The sequence below is a fragment of the Isoptericola aurantiacus genome (assembly GCF_044769875.1).
GTDB lineage: Bacteria > Actinomycetota > Actinomycetes > Actinomycetales > Cellulomonadaceae > Isoptericola > Isoptericola aurantiacus.
The window spans coordinates 302,281-324,720 of sequence record NZ_JBJBAE010000001.1 but is presented as its reverse complement, the minus strand read 5'-3'; the positions used below and the strand labels follow the sequence as shown (position 1 = coordinate 324,720).

The 22,440-nt window shown below is 73.5% G+C and carries 18 protein-coding genes; 11 read left to right on the top strand and 7 right to left on the bottom strand.

Features of this window, described 5'->3' with window-relative positions:
• Positions 1-19: 19 nt before the first annotated feature.
• Both ACIQLL_RS01475 and ACIQLL_RS01470 read left to right on the top strand, forming a co-directional pair.
• A complete protein-coding gene (locus tag ACIQLL_RS01475; protein ID WP_402462241.1) occupies positions 20-973 on the top strand; it encodes a sugar-binding transcriptional regulator in 954 nt (317 codons plus the stop codon).
• A gap of 56 nt (positions 974-1,029) precedes the next feature.
• Positions 1,030-1,551 (top strand): amino-acid N-acetyltransferase, encoded by a 522-nt coding sequence (locus tag ACIQLL_RS01470; protein ID WP_402462239.1) that lies wholly within the window; start codon positions 1,030-1,032, stop codon positions 1,549-1,551.
• A gap of 112 nt (positions 1,552-1,663) precedes the next feature.
• On the opposite strand, the gene ACIQLL_RS01465 is transcribed toward ACIQLL_RS01470, so the two are convergent.
• On the bottom strand, positions 1,664-2,743 hold the full coding sequence (locus ACIQLL_RS01465) for a LacI family DNA-binding transcriptional regulator (RefSeq protein ID WP_449768903.1): 1,080 nt from the start codon (positions 2,741-2,743) through the stop codon (positions 1,664-1,666).
• Positions 2,744-2,936: 193 nt separating this feature from the next.
• Between ACIQLL_RS01465 and ACIQLL_RS01460 the strand changes: the two genes are divergently transcribed.
• The 5 genes from ACIQLL_RS01460 (at position 2,937) to ACIQLL_RS01440 (ending at position 12,041) form a co-directional block, all read left to right on the top strand.
• Entirely contained in the window at positions 2,937-3,860 is a 924-nt protein-coding gene (locus ACIQLL_RS01460) for a carbohydrate ABC transporter permease (RefSeq protein ID WP_402462236.1), read from the top strand.
• 2 nt (positions 3,861-3,862) lie between these two features.
• Positions 3,863-4,807 (top strand): carbohydrate ABC transporter permease, encoded by a 945-nt coding sequence (locus ACIQLL_RS01455; protein ID WP_402462233.1) that lies wholly within the window; start codon positions 3,863-3,865, stop codon positions 4,805-4,807.
• Between the two features lie 65 nt (positions 4,808-4,872).
• A complete protein-coding gene (locus ACIQLL_RS01450) occupies positions 4,873-6,207 on the top strand; it encodes an ABC transporter substrate-binding protein (protein ID WP_402462230.1) in 1,335 nt (444 codons plus the stop codon).
• 92 nt (positions 6,208-6,299) lie between these two features.
• Positions 6,300-8,378, top strand: coding sequence for a beta-galactosidase (locus ACIQLL_RS01445; protein WP_402462227.1), 2,079 nt, complete (start codon positions 6,300-6,302; stop codon positions 8,376-8,378).
• 114 nt (positions 8,379-8,492) lie between these two features.
• Complete coding sequence (locus ACIQLL_RS01440; protein WP_402462224.1) at positions 8,493-12,041, top strand: RICIN domain-containing protein; 3,549 nt, start codon at positions 8,493-8,495, stop codon at positions 12,039-12,041.
• A 208-nt stretch (positions 12,042-12,249) separates the two neighbouring features.
• Here ACIQLL_RS01440 and ACIQLL_RS01435 read toward each other — a convergent pair whose 3' ends face one another.
• Both ACIQLL_RS01435 and ACIQLL_RS01430 read right to left on the bottom strand, forming a co-directional pair.
• Entirely contained in the window at positions 12,250-13,119 is an 870-nt protein-coding gene (locus ACIQLL_RS01435; protein WP_402462221.1) for an HhH-GPD family protein, read from the bottom strand.
• A gap of 54 nt (positions 13,120-13,173) precedes the next feature.
• Positions 13,174-13,848: a hypothetical protein gene (locus tag ACIQLL_RS01430; protein ID WP_402462219.1), complete on the bottom strand. Its 675-nt coding sequence runs from the start codon at positions 13,846-13,848 to the stop codon at positions 13,174-13,176.
• Between ACIQLL_RS01430 and ACIQLL_RS01425 the strand changes: the two genes are divergently transcribed.
• A complete protein-coding gene (locus ACIQLL_RS01425) occupies positions 13,835-14,635 on the top strand; it encodes a hypothetical protein (protein WP_402462216.1) in 801 nt (266 codons plus the stop codon). The genes ACIQLL_RS01430 and ACIQLL_RS01425 overlap by 14 nt on opposite strands.
• Here ACIQLL_RS01425 and disA read toward each other — a convergent pair.
• Both disA and radA read right to left on the bottom strand, forming a co-directional pair.
• A complete protein-coding gene (disA, locus tag ACIQLL_RS01420; protein ID WP_402462213.1) occupies positions 14,626-15,711 on the bottom strand; it encodes a DNA integrity scanning diadenylate cyclase DisA in 1,086 nt (361 codons plus the stop codon). The two genes, ACIQLL_RS01425 and disA, sit on opposite strands and share 10 nt — an antisense overlap.
• Positions 15,712-15,720: 9 nt before the next feature.
• Positions 15,721-17,169: a DNA repair protein RadA gene (gene radA, locus ACIQLL_RS01415; RefSeq protein WP_402462210.1), complete on the bottom strand. Its 1,449-nt coding sequence runs from the start codon at positions 17,167-17,169 to the stop codon at positions 15,721-15,723.
• Between the two features lie 181 nt (positions 17,170-17,350).
• Here radA and ACIQLL_RS01410 point away from each other — a divergent pair, with 181 nt between their 5' ends.
• A complete protein-coding gene (locus tag ACIQLL_RS01410) occupies positions 17,351-18,016 on the top strand; it encodes a hypothetical protein (protein WP_402462208.1) in 666 nt (221 codons plus the stop codon).
• A gap of 14 nt (positions 18,017-18,030) precedes the next feature.
• Positions 18,031-18,858 carry a pyrroline-5-carboxylate reductase gene (proC, locus tag ACIQLL_RS01405; RefSeq protein WP_402462205.1) on the top strand — a complete coding sequence of 276 codons (828 nt, stop codon included), beginning with the start codon at positions 18,031-18,033 and terminating at the stop codon, positions 18,856-18,858.
• Positions 18,859-18,871: 13 nt separating this feature from the next.
• On the opposite strand, the gene ACIQLL_RS01400 is transcribed toward proC, so the two are convergent.
• A complete protein-coding gene (locus tag ACIQLL_RS01400; RefSeq protein WP_402462202.1) occupies positions 18,872-19,543 on the bottom strand; it encodes a potassium channel family protein in 672 nt (223 codons plus the stop codon).
• Positions 19,544-19,692: 149 nt separating this feature from the next.
• Positions 19,693-21,087 (bottom strand): TrkH family potassium uptake protein, encoded by a 1,395-nt coding sequence (locus tag ACIQLL_RS01395; RefSeq protein WP_402462199.1) that lies wholly within the window; start codon positions 21,085-21,087, stop codon positions 19,693-19,695.
• Positions 21,088-21,183: 96 nt separating this feature from the next.
• Here ACIQLL_RS01395 and ACIQLL_RS01390 point away from each other — a divergent pair, with 96 nt between their 5' ends.
• Complete coding sequence (locus ACIQLL_RS01390) at positions 21,184-22,359, top strand: acetoin utilization protein AcuC (protein ID WP_402462196.1); 1,176 nt, start codon at positions 21,184-21,186, stop codon at positions 22,357-22,359.
• Positions 22,360-22,440: the final 81 nt, after the last annotated feature.

Below are 22,440 nucleotides of genomic sequence, written 5' to 3'. Positions count from 1 at the left end.
CGGACGTCACACTGGGGGCGTGACCACCTCTCGCGAACGCGACCTCGTGATGGCCGCGACCATGTACTACCTGCAGGACATGACGATGGAGACCATCGCGCGCCACCTGCGCACCTCCCGGTCCACGGTGTCCCGGCTGCTCAAGCAGGCGCGGGAGACCGGCGTCGTGGAGATCACGCTGCGACCGGCGCACACCCGTGCACCCGGGCTCGGGCGGCGGCTGGCCGACGCGCACGGTGTCGAGGTCTACGTCGTCCCGGTGCCCGACGGCGCGGACGAGGCCGAACGCCTGGAGCAGGTGGCGCGCACCGCCGCGCGGCTCGTCACACGCTGGTTCGACTCGGACATGGTGCTCGGCGTCGCCTGGGGGACCACCGTCGCGGCCGTCGCCGCCCACCTGACCGCCAAGCCCACCCGGGGCGCCGCCGTCGTCCAGCTCAACGGGGCCGCGAACACCCGGACCTCCGGCGTCGGCTACGCCGGCGAGATCCTCGACCGGTTCGCCGGCCCGTTCGAGGCGCACCCGCACTACTTCCCGGTGCCGGCGTTCTTCGACTACGCCGCCACCCGCGAGGCGATGTGGCGGGAACGATCCGTGCGCCGTGTCCTGGACGTCCAGGCGCGCACCGACGTCGCGGTCTTCTCCGTGGGCTCGCTCGTGGGCGGTACGCCGTCGCACGTGTACGCGGCCGGCTACCTCGACCCCGAGGACGTCGCGGCCCTCGAGGCCGACGACGTCGCCGGTGACGTGTGCACGGTGTTCCTGCGGGGGGACGGCACGTTCCGGGACATCGCGATCAACGCCCGGGCCACGGGACCGACGCCGGACCAGCTCGTGCGCTACCCGCGCCGGCTGTGCGTCGCCGCCGGGGACAACAAGGTCGCACCGCTGCGGGCGGCGCTCGCCGCCGGGGTGGTCACGGACCTGGTGCTCGACGAGCTGACCGCGGCACGGCTGGCGGGCGCCCGGTGACACGTCCGGGACCGTGGTTCCGCCGGGTCGGCGGGCCCGCCGCGTAGGGTACTGGCGTGCCTGGGGACCCCGCCGCGCCGTTCCACGTCCGGCCCGCCGTGCCGGCGGACGTGCGCGCCGTGCACGACCTCGTCGAGCCCTACGCGGCCGGCCGCATCCTGCTGGCCAAGGAGTGGGTCGCCTACTACGAGTCGGTCCAGGAGTTCCTCGTGGCCGACGCCGGTGCGGAGGCCGGGGTGGTGGGGTGCGGTGCGCTGCACGTGATGTGGGCGGACCTGGCCGAGATCCGTACGCTGGCCGTCGACCCGACGTGGACGGGACGCGGCCTGGGGCACGCGCTGGTCGAGGAGCTGATCCTACGGGCGCGCCGGATGGGCCTGCGGCGGCTGTTCTGCCTGACGTTCGAGGTGGACTTCTTCGCCGCGCACGGCTTCCGGGAGATCGACGGCGCGCCGGTCACCCCGGAGGTCTACGCCGAGCTGCTGCGCTCGCACGACGACGGCGTGGCGGAGTTCCTGGACCTGGCCCGCGTGAAGCCGAACACGTTGGGCAACACCCGGATGCTGCTCGAGCTCTGACCCGCCGACAACCCGGCACCGCGCCCCCGCGCCCCCGTTGTGGGCGTGAAATATGCCGCTTGGCACGGCGTCCGGGCGGTAGATTTCACGCCCACAACGGCTGGGTGGCCCGTCAGGCGGGCGGGGGAGCGGTGCTGGCGCGTTCGACGAGGCGGGTCGGCACGAGCGTGGCGCCGTGCTCGCCGTCGGAGCCCCCGTCGGCGAGGCGGCGCAGCACCAGCTCGACGCAACGCCGTCCGACCTCGGCGAAGTCCTGGTGGATGGTCGTCAACGGCGGACGGAAGGCCACGGCGTCGGGCAGGTCGTCGAACCCGACCACGCTGACGTCGCCGGGGACGTCGCGGCCGGCCTCGGCGAGCGCGCGCAGCAGGCCGAGCGCCATCTGGTCGTTCGCGACGAAGACGGCGGTGGCGTCGGTGCGGGCGATCTCGCGGCCGACGTCGTACCCGGACTGCGCGCTCCAGTCGCCCCGGTAGGGCGCCGGCACCTCCCGGCCGGCCTCCTGCAGCGTGCGGCGCCAGGCGTCCTCGCGGCGCTGGCTCGCGAACGACTCGGCCGGCCCGGCCAGGTGCACCACGGTGCGGTGCCCGAGCGAGAGCAGGTGCTGCACGGCCGTGCGGCTGCCGTCGGCCTGGTCGGTGTCGACCACGGGGTAGCGTTCGTCGGCGTCGGAGTCGGCGACGACGACGGGCACTCCCGTGGGCAGCGTGAGGTTCGCGGCGTCGAGCAGGTGGACCTCCATGAGGAGGACGACGGCGTCGACGGCGAGCTCGCCGAGGCGGGTGAAGGCGCCGCGGACGTCACCCTCCGTGGGGGCCTCGACCGGCAGGATCGTGATCGCGTAGCCGTGGGCGGCGGCCGACGTCGCCACGGCCTCCAGCGTGCGCACGTTGCCGGTGGTCGACAGCGAGAACAGGATGACGCCGATGGTGCGGAACCGTCCGCTGCGCAGCGCGCGGGCGGCGCTGTTGGGCCGGTAGCCGAGCTGCACCATGGCGTCGAGGACCTGTTGGCGGGTGGACTCGACGACGCCGGCGTGGCCGTTGGACACCCGCGAGACGGTCTGCGAGGACACGCCGGCCAGCCGCGCGACGTCGGCCATCGAGACGCGCTGGACCCTGCCCACGGGTCGGCCGCGTCGAGGCCGGGCGGGCTCGTCCGCCGCCGCGGTGTCGGCGGCCGTCGTGCTCACGTGCTGGCTCCTGTCGTCGGTGTCCCGGGTCTCCCGGAGAGTACCCGCCGTCCCGGGTTGACGTCCGCCGTCCGGTGGGTGCACCATCACCGTAGTCCATGTTTACGTAAACATCGGTCGCTCGGGTCCTCGATGTTGACGTCAACATCGCCCGGGCCGCCGACCTGCGGTTGCTTCGAGGGAGAAGAGGAAGATGACGACGTCCCCACCGGTGGCCGCCGCCACCGCGCCGACGGAGCGCCCCCTGCGGCGCCGGCGGCGCCGGTGGACCGGCTGGCAGTTCATCGGGCCCTTCATGCTCGTGTTCGCGCTGGTCTTCCTCGCGCCGATCGTGTACTCGCTCTACCTGTCGGTGTTCCGCACCCAGCTGGTGGGCGGCACGTCCTTCGTCGGGCTGGAGAACTACCGGCGTGCGCTGGAGGACCCGCTGTTCTGGGAGGGCCTGGGCCGGGTCTCCCTGTTCCTCGTGGTGCAGGTCCCGATCATGCTCGGCATCGCCCTGCTGGTGGCGCTCGCCCTGGACGGCGGCCGCCTGTACGGCACGAGCTTCTTCCGCATCTCGATCTTCATGCCCTACGCGGTCCCCGCCGTCGTCGCCTCGCTGATGTGGGGGTTCATGTACGGCACCCGGTTCGGGCTGGTGGGCAACCTCAACGACCTGCTCGGGACGTCGATCCCCGACCCGCTGTCGCCCGACCTCATCCTCGCCGCGATCGGCAACATCGTGACCTGGGAGTTCGTCGGCTACAACATGCTGATCTTCTACGCCGCGCTGCGCGTCGTGCCGCACTCGCTGTACGAGGCCGCGGAGATCGACGGCGCCACGCAGTGGCAGGTGATCCGGGCCATCAAGATCCCCGCGATCCGCGGCGCGCTGGTCATCGCCACGATCTTCTCGATCATCGGCAGCTTCCAGCTCTTCAACGAGCCCAGCATCCTGCAGAGCCTGGCACCGAACGCCATCACGACGTCGTACACCCCGAACCTGTACGCCTACTCGTTGTCGTTCTCCGGGCAGCAGTACAACTACTCCGCGACCGTCGCCATCATCATGGGCCTGATCACCATGGTGATCGCCTACGTGGTGCAGTTGCGCGGCATGCGCAAGGAGGCGTGACGATGACGCACCCCACCGCTGCTCCCGGCACCCCCGGCGCCGCTGCCGTCACCTCCTCCGGCCGCCCCGGGCCCCGCCTGCGGACCCCGCGCCCCGATCGACCACGCCGGCGTCGCAGCCCGCTGCTGACCGTCCTGACCGGCGTCGTCCTGCTCTACTCGCTGGTCCCGCTCGCGTGGCTCCTGGTCAACTCCACCAAGACCCAGGCCGACCTGTTCTCCTCGTTCGGCCTGTGGTTCGGCGGCGACTTCGCGCTGTGGCAGAACATCACCGACACGCTGACCTACGACGACGGCATCTTCGTGCGCTGGCTCGGCAACACGCTGCTCTACGTGGTCCTCGGGGCCGGTGGCGCGACGTTCCTGGCGATCCTCGGCGGCTACGCGCTGGCCAAGTTCGACTTCCCGGGCAAGCGCTGGGTGTTCGCCGTCGTCATCGGCGCCGTCGCCGTGCCGGGCACCGCCCTGGCCGTGCCGACGTTCCTCATGTTCAGCCAGATGGGCCTGACCAACACCCCGTGGTCGGTGATCATCCCGTCGCTGATCTCGCCGTTCGGGCTCTACCTCATGTGGACGTTCGCCGCCGAGGCGATCCCCACCGAGCTGCTCGAGGCCGCCCGCATGGACGGCTCCGGCGAGTTCCGGACCTTCTTCCGGATCAGCCTGCCCCTGCTCGCCCCGGGGATCGTGACCGTGCTGCTGTTCACGATGGTCGCGACCTGGAACAACTACTTCCTGCCGCTGATCATGCTCCGCGACAGCACCTGGTACCCGCTCACGCTGGGCCTGAACGCCTGGAACGCGCAGGCCGCCACCGCCGGCGGCGAGGCGATCTTCAACCTCGTGATCACCGGGTCGCTGCTGACCATCCTGCCGCTCGTGGCGGCCTTCCTGCTGCTGCAGCGCTACTGGCAGTCGGGTCTGGCCGCCGGGAGCGTCAAGGAATGACGGCCACCGGCACCACCCGCACGCCCTGTACCACTCGCACCGAACAACGAAGTGAGGACACACTCATGACCGCACCGCACCGTCGCGTCCTGCAGGCCACAGCCCTGCTCGGCGTGGCCTCCCTGGCCCTGGCCGCCTGCTCCGGGGGCGGCGACGACGCCGGCTCGGACGCCGAGGCCGTCGACACCGCCTCCGTCCTGGAGACCGGCGGCGAGATCACCGTCTGGGCCTGGGAGCCCACGCTGGAGCAGGTGGTCGAGGACTTCGAGGCCGAGAACCCGAACGTCACCGTGAACCTCGAGAACGTCGGCACCGGCAACGACCAGTACACGGCGCTGCAGAACGCCATCGCCGCCGGCGACGGCGTGCCCGACGTGGCGCAGATCGAGTACTACGCGGTGCCGCAGTTCGCGATCGCGGAGAACCTGACGGACCTCGGTCCGCTGGGTGCCGCGGACCTGGACGGCACCTTCACCACGGGTCCGTGGAACGCGGTGCACAGCGGCGAGGGCGTCTACGGGCTGCCGATGGACTCCGGTCCCATGGCGCTGTTCTACAACCAGGACGTCTTCGACGAGGCCGGCGTCGACGTCCCCACCACGTGGGACGAGTACCTCGAGGCCGCGCGCGCGATCCACGAGGCCGACCCGAAGGCGTACATCGCCAACGACACCGGTGACGCCGGGTTCACCACCTCGATGATCTGGCAGGCCGGCGGCCAGCCCTACCAGGTGGACGGCACCGACGTGACCGTCGACTTCACCGACGAGGGCACCACGCGGTTCACCGAGGTGTGGCAGCAGCTCATCGACGAGGACCTCCTGGCCCCCGTCAGCTCCTGGAGCGACGAGTGGTACCAGGGCCTGGGCGACGGCAGCATCGCCACGCTGACCATCGGCGCCTGGATGCCCGCCAACCTCGAGTCCGGCGTGCCGCAGGCCTCGGGCCAGTGGCGCGTGGCCGAGATGCCGCAGTGGGAGGCCGGTGCGCACGCCACGGCGGAGAACGGCGGTTCCTCCCTCGCTGTGCCCGCCGCGAGCCAGAACGCCGAGCTCGCCTACGCGTTCATCGAGTACGCCAACGCGGGCGACGGCGTGGCCACCCGCGTGGACGGCGGCGCATTCCCGGCCACGACCGCCGAGCTCGAGTCGGACGAGTTCCAGGACAAGGAGTTCGACTACTTCGGCGGCCAGAAGGTCAACGAGGTGCTCGCCCAGTCCGCGGCCGACGTCGTCGACGGCTGGCAGTACCTGCCCTTCCAGGTCTACGCCAACTCGATCTTCAACGACACCGTCGGCCAGGCCTACGTCTCCGGCACGACGCTCGACGAGGGGCTCGCGGACTGGCAGGAGAAGTCCGTGACCTACGGCAACGACCAGGGTTTCACCGTCAACCCGTGACCCGGTAGCAGCACCCGACGCCGCGGCCCGGGGCGGTCCGTCCGCCCCGGGCCCGGCCCACCTCACCCACCACGCAGCACCCAGGAGCACCCATGACCGACGAACGCCGTCTGCTCGCCGGACCCGAGCGGACCGTCTCGCCGCGGATCGCCTACGGGGCGGACTACAACCCGGACCAGTGGCCCCGCGAGGTCTGGGCGCAGGACGCGCGGCTCATGCAGGCCGCCGGCGTCAACGTCGTCTCCGTCGCGATCTTCTCCTGGGCCCGCCTGCAGCCCGCCCCGGACTCCTGGGACTTCGGCTGGCTCGACGAGGTCATGGACCTCATGCACGCCCACGGGATCAGCGTGGACCTCGCCACCGCGACCGCGTCCCCGCCGCCGTGGCTGACCACCCTGCACCCCGAGATCCTGCCGGTCACGCGTACGGGCGAGACCCTGTGGCCCGGCGGCCGCCAGCAGTGGCGGCCCACCTCGCCGGTCTACCGCCGGTACGCGCTGGCCCTCGTCGAGGCGATGGCCGACCGCTACGGCGACCACCCGGCGCTCGCCGCCTGGCACGTCAGCAACGAGCTCGGCTGCCACAACGTCGAGGACTACTCCGACGACGCCGCGGCCGCGTTCCGGACCTGGCTCCGGGACCGCTACGGGACGCTGGACGGTCTCAACGACGCCTGGGGGACGGCGTTCTGGTCCCAGCGCTACACGGACTGGGAGCAGATCCTGCCCCCGCGCCTGGCGGCGTCGTACCCCAACCCGACCCAGCAGCTCGACTTCAAGCGCTTCTCGTCGGACGCGCTGCGCGACCACCTGCGCGCCGAGCGTGACCTGCTGCGGCGGTACACCCCCCAGATCCCCGTCACCACCAACTTCATGGTCATGGGCGAGACGAAGGGCATGAACTTCGCCTCGTGGGCACCCGAGATCGACTTCGTGTCCAACGACCACTACCTGCAGCCCGGGCCGCAGGGCCGGGCGGAGATGTCCTTCTCCGCGAACCTGACCAGCGGCCTGGCGGGCGGACGCCCGTGGTTCCTCATGGAGCACTCCACGAGCGCCGTCAACTGGCAGTCCGTCAACGTCCCGAAGCGACCCGGTGAGCTCGCGCGGGACTCGCTGACCCACGTGGCCCACGGCGCCGACGCGGTGTGCTTCTTCCAGTGGCGGCAGTCCGCCGCCGGCGCCGAGAAGTACCACTCGGCGATGGTGCCGCACGCCGGTGAGGACTCCGCGCTGTTCCGCGACGTCGTCGCCCTCGGACGGACCCTCGCGGACCTGGCGCCCGTCGTCGGGTCCCGCCGGGCCCCGGCGCGGGCAGCGATCCTGTTCGACTGGGACTCCTGGTGGGCCTCCGAGCTGGACTCCCACCCCACCGAGCTCCTGCGCTACCGCGCCGAGGCGCTCGACTGGTACGAGGCGTTCCTCGACGCCGGGGTGCGCGCCGACGTCGTGACGGTGGCCGGGCTCGACGACGGCCGCACGGACCTCGCGGACTACGACGTCGTCGTCGCGCCGGTGCTGCACGTGGTCCCCACCGCCCTGGCGGACCGGCTGGAGCGCTGGGTGCGCACCGGTGGGCACCTCGTGACGACGTACTTCTCCGGGATCGTCGACGGCGACGACCACGTCTGGCTGGGCGGCTACCCCGGTGCCCTGCGGGACCTGCTCGGCATCCGCATCGAGGAGCTGAACCCGCTGCACGCCGGTGACGCGGTGCGCCTCGACGACGGGTCGGTCGGCACGCTGTGGTCCGACCGGATCGACGTGCGGCCCGGCACCGAGGTGCTCGCGCGCTACCTCGACGGGCAGCAGGCGGGCCGGGCCGCGGTGACACGGCGGCCCGTCGACGCCGGGTCCGCGGCGTACGTGTCCACCCGGCTCGGCGCCGCCGGGATCCGCCCGCTGCTCGGACGGCTGCTCGACGCCGCAGGGGTCGGCAGCGAGCTGCCCGAGCCGCTGCGGGGCCGTGTCGAGCTCACCGTGCGCCGGTCCGCCGAGGCCGAGTACTGGTTCCTCGTCAACCGCACCGACGAGCCGGTCGGCCTGACCGGGCTGGCCGGCGAACGGCTCGTGAGCACGACGCCCGACGACGGTGCCGGGACGGCAGCCGCGCAGGACACGCTGGCGCCGCGCGGCGTCGTCGTCCTGGCGCGTCCCCGCGAGCGTTCCTGAGCACCCCAGAGCACCCGCGGCCCCGCCGCCGAGGCGGGGTCGCGGGCACCACCCCGACGACCTGCACGACCTGTTCGAGACCGATTCGCACCGAGGCGAGAGGAAGGCTCATCGATGAGCTCCTGGCAGAACACGGCACGACCACGACACCGACGCGTCGTCGCGTCCCTGACGGGCGGCCTGCTGGCCGCCGGCCTGGCGGCGAGCCCCGCGGGCGCCGCGGCGGCGGCCACCGCACCGGCCGCCGCGCCCACCTCCGCACCGACCGCCGCGGACGGCGGGCCGTCCGTCACCGTGCGGCCCGACCCGTCCTACGCGGGCGAGCCGTTCGAGGGCTGGGGGACCAGCCTCGTGTGGTTCGCCAACGCCACGGGTGACTACCCGGACGAGATCAGGAACCGGCTCGCCGACATGGTCTTCGGCGACGAGGGCCTCGGCCTCAACATCGCCCGGTACAACATCGGCGGCGGCAACGCCCCCGACGTGCCCGACTACCTGCGCGCGGGCGGCGCCGTCGACGGCTGGTGGTCCGCGCCCGAGGGCACCACGCGCGACGACGTCGACTGGTGGGACCCCGAGGACGCGTCCGACTGGGACGCGGACGCCGACGCCACGCAGCGCTGGTGGGTGGACCGCATCAAGGACGACGTCACGCACTGGGAGACGTTCAGCAACTCCCCGCCCTGGTTCATGACGGAGTCCGGGTACGTCTCGGGGAACTTCGACGCCGGTGCGGACCAGCTGAAGACCGACAGCATCGACGACTTCGCCGCCTACCTCGTCGGCGTCACCGAACGGCTCGAGGACGCCCACGGCATCGACGTCGACACCATCGACCCGTTCAACGAGCCGAACACCAGCTACTGGGGGACGCAGCTCGGCGACGACGGCGACCCGACCGGTGGCCGGCAGGAGGGCGCGCACATGTCGCCCGCCCTGCAGACCCAGGTGATCCCGGCACTGGCCGAGGCGCTCGACGGCGCGAGCACCGACGCGGTGATCTCGGCGATGGACGAGACCAACCCGGGCACGTTCGCGCAGAACTGGAACGCCTACCCGGACGACGTGCGCGACCTCGTGTCGCAGCTGAACGTCCACACCTACGGCACCGGTCAGCGCACCACGGTGCGCGACCTGGCCAAGGCCGCGGACAAGCCGTTGTGGATGAGCGAGGTCGGCGGGTCCTGGTCCAGCACCGGCCAGGACTTCGTGTCGATGGAGTCCGGCCTGGGCAGCGCGCAGCACATCATGGACGACCTGCGCGAGCTCGAACCCTCGGCCTGGGTGTTCTGGCAGCCGGTCGAGGACTACGACAACATGGCGCCGGGCGGCGAGAGCGCCGAGGGCGCCAACTGGGGCGAGATCCAGATCCCGTTCTCCTGCACCGCCGAGGACACGCTGGAGACCTGCCCGATCTACACCAACACCAAGTACTGGGTCACGCAGAACTTCACGCACTACATCACGCCGGGAGACCGCCTGATCGGGGTCGACGACACGAGCAGCACCGCCGCCGTGCGCGGCGACGGCACCGGCGCGACGGTGGTCCACGTCAACGATGCGGCCCAGGCCGAGTCCGTCACGCTCGACCTGTCCGGGTTCGGGCACGTCGCCGAGGGCGCGAGCGTCACCCCGGTGGTCACCGACGTCGACGGCTACCTCACCGAGGGCTCGCCGGTGGAGGTCACGACGCACGACGGCGCGGCCTCCGCCACGCTGACGGTCCCTGCCGAGTCGGTGACGACGTTCGTCGTCGACGGCGTGTCCGGGGTATCCGACGACGCACCGCTGGCGCAGGACGGACACGTCTACCGGATCGACGGCGTCCAGTCCGACCGCTCGCTGGCACCGGCCGCCGACGGGCTGCAGATCTCCACCGACGACGCCGCCGCGGCCGACCAGCTGTGGACGCTCACCGACCTCGGCGCCCCCGAGGGCTCCGGCTCGCACCGCGCGCGGTACGCCGTGACGAACGTGGGCACCGGCGAGCTGCTCGCCGTCGACGGCGACACCTCCGCCGTGCTGGTGGCGGCCCCGGCCGACGCGGCCGACACCCCGGTGGCGGCCCGCTGGATCCTGTCGAGCACGGGCGGCGGGCAGTACACGCTGGTCAACGCCGACTCGGGGACGCTGCTCGAGGTGGGTGGCCAGGCCACCGCCGACGGCTCGTCGGTGGGGACCTACGGACCCAACAGCGGCGCCAACCAGCTCTGGGAGATCGTCGACGCCACGGTGCTCGGCGCCGAGCCCGTCGAGCTGTTCACCACGCCCGGCGTCGCCCCCGAGCTGCCCGCCACCGTCACCCCGGTGTACCCGCAGGGGCCGCGCGGCGAGCTGCCCGTGGTCTGGGACGTGCCCGGGGACGACGCGTGGGCGCAGGCCGGCACCGTGGAGCTCACCGGCACCGTGGCCCTGCCGGGCGGCGGCAGCGTCGAGGCGTCGGCCACCGTCGTCGTCGACACCCTCGTGGCGACCCTCCCCGCGCGGGCCAAGGCCTACGCGGGCGGCACCCCCGAGCTCCCGGGGACGGTCACGGCCGTCGCCGAGGGCGGCACCGAGGTGCCGCGGCCGGTGACGTGGGACGACGCCGCGGACGGAGCGTTCGACGCCGTCGGTGTGGTCGAGCTGACCGGCACGGCCGACGCCGGCGCGGGCCGGGAGCTGGACGCCACCGTGCGTGTCCAGGTCACCGAGCCCGCGACGACGAACGCGGCGCTCGCCCCGGGCACGGTCGCCGAGGCGACCTACACCGAGCCGGGCTACCCGGCGTCACGGGTCGTCAACGGCGACCTGGGGGACAAGGGCTGGTCGAACTGGCGCTCGGGCACCAAGAACGCCTCCGACACGCTGACGGTCACCCTGCCCGCCGAGCACGACGTCACCGGTGTGGTGACGCACTTCTACCGGGACGGGTCGGCGGAGAGCTGGCCGCGGAGCCTGACGGTCGAGGCGCTCGTCGACGGCACGTGGCAGCAGGTCGGCGACCCGGTCGACGTCGCCGGCGGCAGCACGGCGCCCGTCGTCGAGGTGCCCGCCGACGTCGCGACGGCGTCGGTGCGCGTGGTCATGGAGGCCCGCGAGGCGACGCACCTCATCGTCAGCGAGATCGAGGTGCTGGCGAAGGCTCCCGGGACGGGCACCGACGCGACGGCGTCGGCGGTGACGCTCGACGGCGAGCCCCTGGACGGGTTCGACCCGGAGGTGACGTCCTACGAGGTCGTGGCCGACGGGGTGCCGGCGATCGAGGCCGTGGCCACCGACCCGTACGCCGAGGTGGCGGTGACCGACGCCGACGGCGTGCCCGGCACGGCGACGGTCACGGTGACCTCGGAGGACGGGGACGCCGAGACCGGCTACGAGATCACGCTCCTGGCCGCCCCCGCGTGGGTGGCGGGTCGGGTGTACACCGCGGGGGACGAGGTGTCCTTCGAGGGGTCGGTGTTCCGGGCGTCGTGGTGGACGACCGAGACGCCCGGGGCCTCGCCGTGGGGGTCGTGGCAGGAGATCGCGGTGGCGGGTGACGGGACGGCGGTGTGGACGGCGTCGCGGATCTTCACCGCGGGTGACGTCGTGGTGCACGACGGGTCCCGGTACGAGGCGCAGTGGTGGACCCGCAACCAGGAGCCGGGTGGCAAGCACGGCCCGTGGAAGCCGGTCGACTGATCGCCCCGAGGTAGGCCAACTTCTCGCGAGGTAGGGCAACTTCTCGCGGGGTAGGCAATCCCGCGGCGGGGTAGGGCACGGACGCGTGCCCTACCTCGCGCGCGGTTCGCCTACCTCGCGCAGAGTTTGCCTACCTCGCGCAAGGTTTGCCTACCTCGCGTCGGGGTCGCCCACCTCGCGCAGAGTTTGCCTACCTCGGGGTGCCGGGTCAGGCGGGCAGGAGGTAGCGACCGACGTCGTCGGTCTCGGCCAGCCCGTCCTCGACCAGCCCCGCCAGGCACCGGTCGAGCTGGGGCTCCGGCCCCGCGTCGGCCAGCAGCGCCCGTGGCACGGGCCCGTCGGCACCCCGCAGGGCCGCCATGACCCGGCCCCGCACCTGCCGGTCGGTCCCGTGCCAGGCTTGGGTCCGGCGTCGTGCCGCGTGCTCGTCCGCCGGGAACCCGGCGAGCCGCCAGGCGCAGCGGCTCGCCACCGGGCACGGGCCGCACCGTGGTGCCCGCGCGGTGCAGAGCACCGCCCCGAGCTCCATCGAGGCGGCCGCCCAGCGTGCCGCCGCCGCGTCGTCGGCCGGGACCAGGGAGGCGGCCAGCCGTCGCTCGGCGGCGGTGTACGACGGCGCGGGCAGCGCGACGCCCGTCACCGTCCGCGCCTGGACACGTCGCACGTTCGTGTCCACCACGACGGACCGCCGGCCGAACGCGAACGCACGCACCGCGGCGGCGGTGTACTCGCCGATGCCCGGCAGGGCCCGCAGCGCGTCCTCGTCGTCCGGCACCGCGCCGTCGTGCCGCGCGACCACGGCCCGCGCGCAGTCCGCCAGCCGCAGCGCGCGCCGCGGGTAGCCGAGGCGTCCCCAGGCGCGCAGCACGTCCGACGTCGGGGCCTCGGCGAGGGCGGACGGCGTGGGCCAGCGCTCCATCCAGGCGCGCCAGACCGGCTCGACCCGGACGACGGGCGTCTGCTGCAGCATCACCTCGCTGACCAGCACTCCCCACGGGGTGCGGTCGGCGCGACGCCACGGCAGGTCGCGCGCAGCATCCTCGTACCAGGCGCTCACCTGCTCGACCAGTGGATCCACGGTGGTCCATTGTGCCTGGCCGGGCGGGGTGCGCCACGCCCCGGCGCGGCGGCGTCACGGGAGCGGCGGGCCCACGTAGCGTGACCTGCGACAGGGAAGGGACGAGTCGGTCGGGGGCGTCGTGGCGGCATCGAAGGACCGAGGACGGGGCGCCACCCCGCGCGGGGGGAAGCCCGCCGCGCGGTCCGCACCCCGGACCTCGTCGTCGAAGGCTGCGCCGGGGCGTTCCGGCGGGCGGTCGACGGCGGCTCGCGGGTCCGGCGGTACGTCCGGCGGGTCGAAGGGGTCGGGTTCCCGCGCGTCGTCGGGCACGGCACCGGCGCGCCCGGCCAAGGGATCGGCCTCGACGAAGAAGAGCTCCGCCGCGACGAGGTCACCGGCGTCCACTTCCGGCCGCAAGCCTGCTGCGAAGCCCGCCCCGAAGCGTTCGGGGGCGGGCTCCGGCCGGGCATCGGGGGCCTCCTCGTCGTCGGCGCGCCGGCGCACGACGTCGGCACCGGCGGGGGGACGTGGCGGCAACGGCTCGGGAGGTGCGCGGGGCGGTTCGTCCCGCGGACGCACCGCGAGCCCGGGACGGTCGCAGGCATCGAACCACGCGAAGGGCGCCCGGACCGTCTCGACGTCGCGGCTCGTCGCCCCCGGGTCGACGCCGCGCCCCCGTCTCTCCGCGGCGGCGCTGCGTCGTCGTCGCCGGTTCCGCCGCACCACGGCGCTGGTGCTCCTGGTCACGGGTCTGCTGGTCGGTGCCGGGTCGGCGGCCGGGTTCGGGCTCGGGCGGGCGGTGGACGCCGTGCGCGAGGCGTGGCCCGAGCCGGGGCCCGACCTCGCCGCGGACAAGGCCGCGCCGCCCGCACCGCTCGACCCGGCCGGACCCGCGGAGACCTGCGGCCCGGAGGCGGTCTCCCTGGAGCTCGGCAGCCCGTCGAGCACCCTCGTGCTCGGCACGTCCATGCCGTTCACCCTGCGGGTCACCAACGTCGGGATCGTCCCCTGCCTGCTGGACGGGGACCGCACCAGCATGCAGGTCACGGTCACCGACGCGGAAGGGGACACGAGGATCTGGTCCTCCGCCGACTGCGCGGAGTCCGACGAGGAGCTGCTCCTGCTCGGCCCGGACGACGTCTGGGAGGCGACGACGACATGGACGGGGGCCCGTTCCGAGCCCGGCTGCAAGGGGGCCGCCAAGAAGCTGCCCGCGGGCCACTACGTCGCGACGCTGTCGCTGGCCGACGTCCAGGCCGACAGCGAGCCGTTCGACGTCACGGTCGAGGCCGCCCCGACGCCGGACCCGGAACCGGACGCCCAGGGCGACGACGCGACGGGTGACGAATCGAAGGGTGACGCGAAGGACGCCGGCTCCGAGAAGGGCGACGGCGCGAAGGATGACGCGAAGGACGCCGGTTCCGAGAAGGATGGCGACGCGAAGAGCGACGGGTCCTCGAAGGACGACGGCGGGTCGAAGGGTGACGGCGCGAAGGGCGGCGCCGCGGACTCGGCCGAGCCGGGTCAGACGTAGCGTTCGAGGATGCTCGACTCGGCGAGCCGGGACAGGCCCTCCCGCACCGCCCGCGCCCGCTGCTCACCGACGCCGTCGACGCCCATCAGGTCGTCGACGCTGGCCGCGAGGAGCTTCTGCAGGCCGCCGAAGTGGGCGACCAGGCGGTCGATGATGGCGGACGGCAGGCGCGGCACCTTGGACAGCAGGCGGTACCCGCGCGGCGCCACAGCGGCGTCCAGCGCGACACCGGCGCCGGGCAGGTCGAGGGCCCGGCCGATCTGGGACAGGTCGAGGAGCTGGGTCGAGTCCAGGGTGGCCAGGTCGGCGTGAACCCCGGCGATGGTGCGCCCCGTCTTCTCGACGTCCACGTAGTCACGCACCACGAAGTCGCGATCCGACCCGATGCCGCCGATCAGCTCGTCGAGCTGCAGGGACAGCAGGCGGCCGTCGGTGCCGAGCTCGACGACGTAGCCGTCGATCTCGTCGGAGATGCGGCGCACCATCTCGAGGCGCTGGACCACCGCGCACACGTCGCGCACGGTCACGAGGTCCTCGATCTCGAGCGCGGAGAGCGTCCCGGAGACCTCGTCGAGCCGGGAGCGGTACCGCTCGAGCGTGGCGAGCGCCTGGTTGGCGCGCCCCAGGATCGTGTCGGAGTCCTCGAGCACGTGACGCACGTTGCCGGTGTAGATCGCCACGATGCGCATCGACTGGCTCACCGAGACGATCGGGAGGCCGGTCTGCTTGGCGACGCGCTCGGCGGTGCGGTGGCGGGTGCCGGACTCGCTCGTCTCGATCGTGGGGTCGGGCAGGAGCTGCACGGCGGCGCGGCGGATGCGGGTGGCGTCGCGGTCCAGCACGACCGCACCGTCCATCTTCGACAGCTCGCGCAGCCGGGTGGCGGAGAACTCGACGTCCAGGACGAACCCGCCGGAGCAGATCTCCTCCACCGTCTTGTCCAGCCCGAGGACGATGAGGGCGCCGGTGCGCCCGCGCAGGATGCGTTCGAGGCCGTCCCGGAGCTCGGTGCCGGGCGCCACGGCGGCCAGCGTCTCCCGGAGCAGGGCGTCGGGGTGCGCGGAAGAGGGAGCCACGGGGAGATTCTACGGTGCCGGGGCGTCCTGGACACGGTTACGCGCCGGGTCGCCGCCACCCGAGGCGAGCTCGACCGCCTCGGCGATGTGCCGGGCCTCGGCGACGCGCAGTCCGCGGGGCGCGGTGACGGACGTCCCGGCGGGGACGACGGCGCGCGTGAAGCCGAGCCGCGCCGCCTCGGTCAGCCGCCGCTCCAGGCCGGTGACGGGCCGCAGGTCACCGGCCAGCCCGACCTCCCCGACGGCGATCGTGCCCGCGGGCAGGGCCTCCCCGGTGCGGGCCGACACGATCGCCAGGGCGGTGGCGAGATCGGCGGCGGGTTCGGTCACGCGGGCCCCGCCGATCGTGGAGGCGTAGACGTCGGTGTCGGCCAGGCGCAGGCCGGCGTGCCGGTGGAGCACGGCCAGGATCATCGCCAGGCGCTGCGACTCGACGCCGGACGTGGCGCGCCGTGGGTTGGCCAGGGGAGAGGGAGCTACCAGCGACTGGATCTCGAGCGCCAGGGGGCGGCGGCCCTCGAGCGTCACCGTGACGCAGGTGCCCGGCACGCCCGCGCCGAGATGGGACAGGAACAGGCCGCTCGGATCGCTCAGGCCGACGATGCCGGCCTCGGACAGGTCGAAGCAGCCGACCTCGTCCGTGGGGCCGAACCGGTTCTTGATCGCGCGCACCATGCGCAGGCGGGAGTGCCGGTCCCCCTCGAACTGGCACACCACGTCGACCAGGTGCTCCAGGGTGCGCGGTCCGGCGACGGTGCCGTCCTTCGTCACGTGCCCGACGAGGAGGACGGGGACCTGGCGCTCCTTCGCCGCGGCGATGAGCGCGCCGGCCACCTCCCGCACCTGGCTGACCCCTCCCGGTGCGCCGTCCACCTCGGCCGAGGAGATGGTCTGCACCGAGTCGACCACCAGCAGCGCCGGGTCGGCGGCCTCCAGATGCCCCAGCACGGTGGCCAGGTCGGTCTCGGCCGCCAGGAGCAGGCTCGGCGCCACCGCCCCGATCCGCTCGGCGCGCAGCCGCACCTGGCCTGCCGACTCCTCGCCGGTCACGTACAGCACCGTGCGGGGCTCGGAGCCGTCGACCCCGCGGGCCGCGTTCGAGGCGACGGACAGCAGCAGCGTGGACTTGCCGACGCCGGGCTCGCCCGCGAGCAGCACGACGGCCCCCGGCACCAGCCCACCCCCGAGCACCCGGTCCAGCTCGGCCACACCCGTCGGGGCGGCGCGGGCGGAGTCGACGTCGATCTCACCGATCGGCCGGGCCGTGGAGCGCACCGGATGGACCGCCGTCGTGCGCGGACCCGCCGACGCCGGACCCTCCTCCGCGACCGAGCCCCACGTCTGGCACTCCCCGCAGCGGCCCACCCACTTCGAGGTGGTCCAGCCGCACTCGCTGCAGCGGAACGCCGGTCGGGCGGACTTCGAGGCGCGGGAGCGCGCGGAGGTCGTGGTGCTCACCCCGGTGACGCTACGGCGCGCCACCGACACCCACCGACCGTCGGCACGCGGTCGGGCCCGTGCTGTCACGCACCGGTGTCGCGACGGGCCGCGGACGTAGCCCCGGTGCGGGTCCGTGAGGCCGTAGGCTGCTGCGCGACGCCGCCGCGGGGCCGGCGGCACGCCGAGCAGGAGGACGTCGATGGTCGACCAGAGGCCGGGGTACATGTCGCCGGGGTTCCGGACCCCGGGGCAGCAGGTGCACCGCAAGAGCTCGCGGGCCGCGATCGTGCGCCGCCGCAAGATCCTCGCGGTCCTCGCCCTCGTGGTCGTCGTCGCGGTCGCGGTCGCGACCGCCTTCGTCTGGCCAGGCTTCGCCCGGCCGGAGCCCGACCCGCTCCCCGCCGTGACCGTCACCGCACCGGCACCCACGCCCACGGCCGAGCCGGCCGCCCTGCCGGACGGCGCGACCGCGTTCGTGTCCTCGATGCCGGACTCGGCCCTCCAGCTCGTGCGCGGGGAGGTCACGGAGGACGCGGAGTGGACCGAGGACTCCGACGCGGTCGAGGCGTGGGACGTCACGTACACCGACGGGTCCGACGGCGGCGAGCAGGTGGCGCTCGTGGCCGGGCAGTGGGCCGACGACGACGCCGCGTCCGCGGTGCTCGACGCGCTGCTCAAGGCCGCCGGTGAGCCCACGGCCGAGGGCGACGTCACCGTCGGCGGCGAGACCGTCGGCACCTACGCCGTCACGCCCGGCACCGCCGCGGGCGAGTCGGTCGTGACCTGGCGCAACGGCACCGCCGTCTTCCGGGCGACCGGGCCGGACCAGCTCGTCCAGGACTTCTACCGCACCTTCCCCCTCTAGGAGGCGAACGACCCGTGAGCACGCAGATCGCCGGGACCCGGGTGGCCGTCCTCGGCACCGGAACCATGGCCGAGGCCGTCCTCGCGGGCGCGCTGTCGTCCGGGCTGGCACCCTCCGACGTCGTGGCCACGGTCCGGCGTCCCGAGCGCGGTGCCGAGCTCGCCGACCGCTACGGGGTGGCCACCACCTCGGACAACGCGCAGGCCGTCGCCGGGGCCCGCATCGTCCTGGTCGGCGTCAAGCCCAAGGACGTCGCGGCCGTCCTGGACACCGTGGCGGGCTCGCTGGAACCCGACGCGGTCGTCGTCAGCGTCGCCGTCGGGCTGCCGCTGTCGCTCTATGCTCGGCACCTGCCGGACGGGCAGCCCGTGGTGCGGACCATGCCCAACACCCCGGCGCAGGTCGGTGCCGGGGTCACCGCGCTCGTCGCCGGCCCCACCGCCGGGGAGGACGACGTCGCGCTGGTGGAGGCGCTGCTCGCCGGCACCGGCGAGACCCTGCGCATCACCGAGAAGGAGATCGACGCCTTCGGGGCGCTCGCCGGGTCCGGACCCGCGTACGTGTTCTACGTCGTCGACGCGATGGCCGAGGCGGGCGTCCTGCTCGGGCTGACCCGCGACGTCGCGCGGCGCCTGGCGGTGCAGACGGTGCTCGGGTCCGGCAGGCTGCTCGACGAGACCGGCGAGCACCCCGCGATCCTGCGGGAGAAGGTCTCCTCACCCGGCGGCACCACCATCCAGGCGCTGAAGCGGCTCGACGACGGCGGGGTGCGCGCGGCGTTCCTGGCCGCCCTGGAGGCGGCTCGGGACCGGTCGGCCGAGCTCGCCGCCGAGCTCGGCTGACACGACCGGCGCGTCAGGGGCGCGCCGAGAACCTCTCCAGCAGGTCGGCGTGCCCCGAGCAGACCAGCAGGTCGTTGGCGCTGACGCGCGTCTCCGGCGTCGCGTAGGTGAACTCGATCCCGGGCGACTTCACGCCGATCACCGTGATCCCGTACTTCTTGCGGATGTCGGACTGCGCGAGCGTGAACCCCTGCATCTCCCGCGGCGGACGCATCTTGACGATGGTGAACCCGTCCTCGACCTCGATGTAGTCGAGCATCTTGCCGCTGACCAGGTGCGCCACCCGTGACCCGGCGTCGGACTCGGGGTAGACGACGTGGTGGGCGCCGATGCGGGTCAGGATGCGGCCGTGCTCGGCCGAGACGGCCTTGGCCCAGATCTGCGGCGTGCCGAGGTCCACGAGGTTGCCCGTGATGAGCACGGACGCCTCGAGCTGCGTGCCGACCCCCACCACGGCGACGCCGAAGTCCGTGGCCCCGAGCTGTTCGAGCGCCTCCGGGTTGGACGCGTCGGCCTGCACCAGGGGCAGGCGCCCCGACCACTGGTTGACCAGGCGCTCGTCCGTCTCGACGGCCAGCACGTCCTGGCCGAGCCGGTCCAGCGTGGTCGCGATCGACGAGCCGAAGCGGCCCAGCCCGATGACGAGCACGCCTGCGTCCCGCTCCTGCGCCTTCTTGTCTGCCACGGTCTCCCTCTCGATGTCCTGCTCCACCTCCGGCTCACGCTGTCCGGCTCACGCTGTTCCATTGTCGGGTGAGTCTGCGGTTGCGCGACGGGCGGGGCCTCGTCCCTCGGACCCACCCTCTGCTCCACCTCCGGCTCACCCGATCCGGCTCACCCGATGATGGGGCGTTCCTCGGGGAAGCGTACGACGCGCCGCCGGTCCCGCAGGGCGAGGGCGCCGAGCACGGAGATGGTGCCCACGCGTCCGAGGTACATCAGGGCGCACAGCCAGAACTTGGCGGCGTCGGGCAGGTCGCCGGTGATCCCCGTGGACAGGCCGACGGTCGCGAACGCCGAGATCACCTCGAACAGGATCTGGGACAGCGAGAAGTCGGTCATCCGGACCAGGGCGATGCAGGACGCCAGCACCATCGTCGCGCCGATGAACACCACGGCGATGGACAGCCGCATGGTGTCGCGCGGGATGCGGCGGCCGAACACGTCGATGTCCCGGTCGCCGCGGGCCTCGGCGACGATCGCGAGCAGCATGACGGCCAGCGTGGTCACCTTGATGCCGCCCGCGGTCGAGGCCGACCCGCCGCCCACGAACATCAGCGCGTCGGTGACGAGCCACGACTCCTCGCGCATCGCGCCGACGTCGAACGTGCTGAACCCGCCGGAGCGGGGCATCACCGAGGCCGTCAGCGCGGACAGGAACTTGGTGTGCAGGTCCTGCCCGCCGAGCGTCGCGGGGTTGGCCCACTCCATCGCGCCGATGGTGACGAACCCGGCGACCAGCAGGGCCAGGCTCGTGGCGAAGGTGAGCTTGGTGTGCAGCGAGAGGTGGCGGGCCCACCGGCGGCCGTACCGGCGGGCCTGCAGCAGGTTCAGCATCACGGGGAACCCGAGGGCGCCGACGAACACCCCCAGGGTGATGGGGATGATGACCAGCCAGTCGGACGCATACGGCAGCAGGCCGTCCGCCGTCGGGACGAACCCGGCGTTGTTGAACGCCGAGACGCCGTAGAAGACCGAGTGCCACACGGCCAGGCCGAGGTTGCTGTCCAGGGCGATGAACCGGGGGAGCAGGACTACGGCGATAGCCAGCTCGATCGACGTCGAGACCACGATGATGAGCCGGATCAGGGACCCGACCTCGCCGAGCCGGGTGGTGCCCGTCTTGGTCTCGGAGGCCGTGAGGAGCTTCTGGGTCAGGCCGATCCGCCGCGAGACGGCCAGGCCGAGCAGGGAGGCGAGCGTCATGACGCCGAGCCCGCCCACCTTGATCCCGACGAGGATGACGGCGCGCCCGTACTCGGACCAGTACGTCGCGGTGTCCACGACCGTCAGGCCCGTGATGCAGACGGCCGACGTCGCGGTGAACAGCGCGTCGACGAACCGGGCGCCCACGTCCGACGTGGTGGCCCAGGGCGGCAGCAGCAGGAGCGTGAAGAGGGTGATGACGGCGGCGAAGACCGTCATCGCCAGGCGGGCGGGGTACTCGCGCGCCGTGCGGTCCACCCACTCGCGGACCGACGAGGCGCGGTCCTGCAGCGATCGTGCCACGCGCCGCGCCCTCCTCGTCTCGTCCGCCGTCCCGTCCGTCAGCCCGTCCGCCAGACGTGCGGCCCAGCCTGCCACGGGTTCGGCTACCGTGGCGGGATGTCCGTCGCCCGGCTCCTGTGGAGCCCCGAGCTCCTGACCTACGACTTCGGCCACGGGCACCCGATGGCTCCGGCCCGGCTGGACCTGACGATGCGCCTCGTCGAGGCGCTCGGGCTGCTCGACTCCCCGTCCCTGGAGGTGGTGGACCCGGCCCCGGCGAGCGACGCCGTCGTGCAGTCCGTGCACGACGCCGAGTACGTCGCGGCCGTGCGACGGGCGGCGGCCACGGGGGAACCGGACCTGGCGCGAGGGCTGGGCACGGAGGACGACCCGGTCTTCGCGGGGATGCACGAGGCGGCGGCCCGCCTGGTGGGGGCCTCGGTGGCGGCGGCGGACGCGGTGTGGTCGGGGCAGGTGGAGCACGCGCTGAACATCGCGGGCGGCATGCACCACGCGCAGCGCGGGGCGGCGTCGGGCTTCTGCATCTACAACGACGCCGCGGCGGCGGTGCAGCGGCTGCTCGACGCGGGCGCGGAGCGGGTGGCCTACGTCGACCTGGACGCCCACCACGGCGACGGCGTGGAGGCGATCTTCTGGGACGAGCCGCGCGTGCTGACGTTCTCCGTGCACCAGGACGGGCACACCCTCTTCCCGGGCACGGGGAACCCCGCAGACACGGGGCCCTGGGCGAACCACTGCGCCGCGGTCAACGTGGCGCTGCCGCCCCGCACCGACTCGGCGCGGTGGCTGCGCGCCGTCGACGCCGTGCTGCCCACGGTGCTGCGGGAGTTCGCGCCGGACGCGATCGTCTCCCAGCACGGCGCCGACGCCCACGGCAACGATCCGCTCACCGATCTGCGCGTGGGTATCGACGCGCAGCGGCAGGCGGCCCGGTGGGTGCACGACCTGGCCCACGAGCTGTGCGACGGCCGGTGGGTGGCGCTCGGCGGGGGCGGCTACGCCGTCGTCGACGTGGTGCCGCTGGTGTGGTCGTCCCTGGTGGCGGAAGCGGCGCACGTGCCGTTGGCGGCGGGGATGGAGCTGCCGGCCGCCTGGCGGGAGGCCGCCGAGGAGATGTCGGGCCTGCCGGCGGCGGCGACGCTCGGCACGGGCGACGTGGCCTGGCACGCCTGGCAGGACGGCTACGACCCGTCCGACGCCGTCGACCGTGCGATCCTCGCCACACGCCGGCACGTCTTCCCGGAGATCGGCCGCGACCCCTACCTGGACTGATCGCCCTGCTCCCGGTCGACAGGTCACGGGGCGGGCCCGGCCGCGGTCGGGGTCTGGTCGGGGCACCGGTGGTGATCGGGT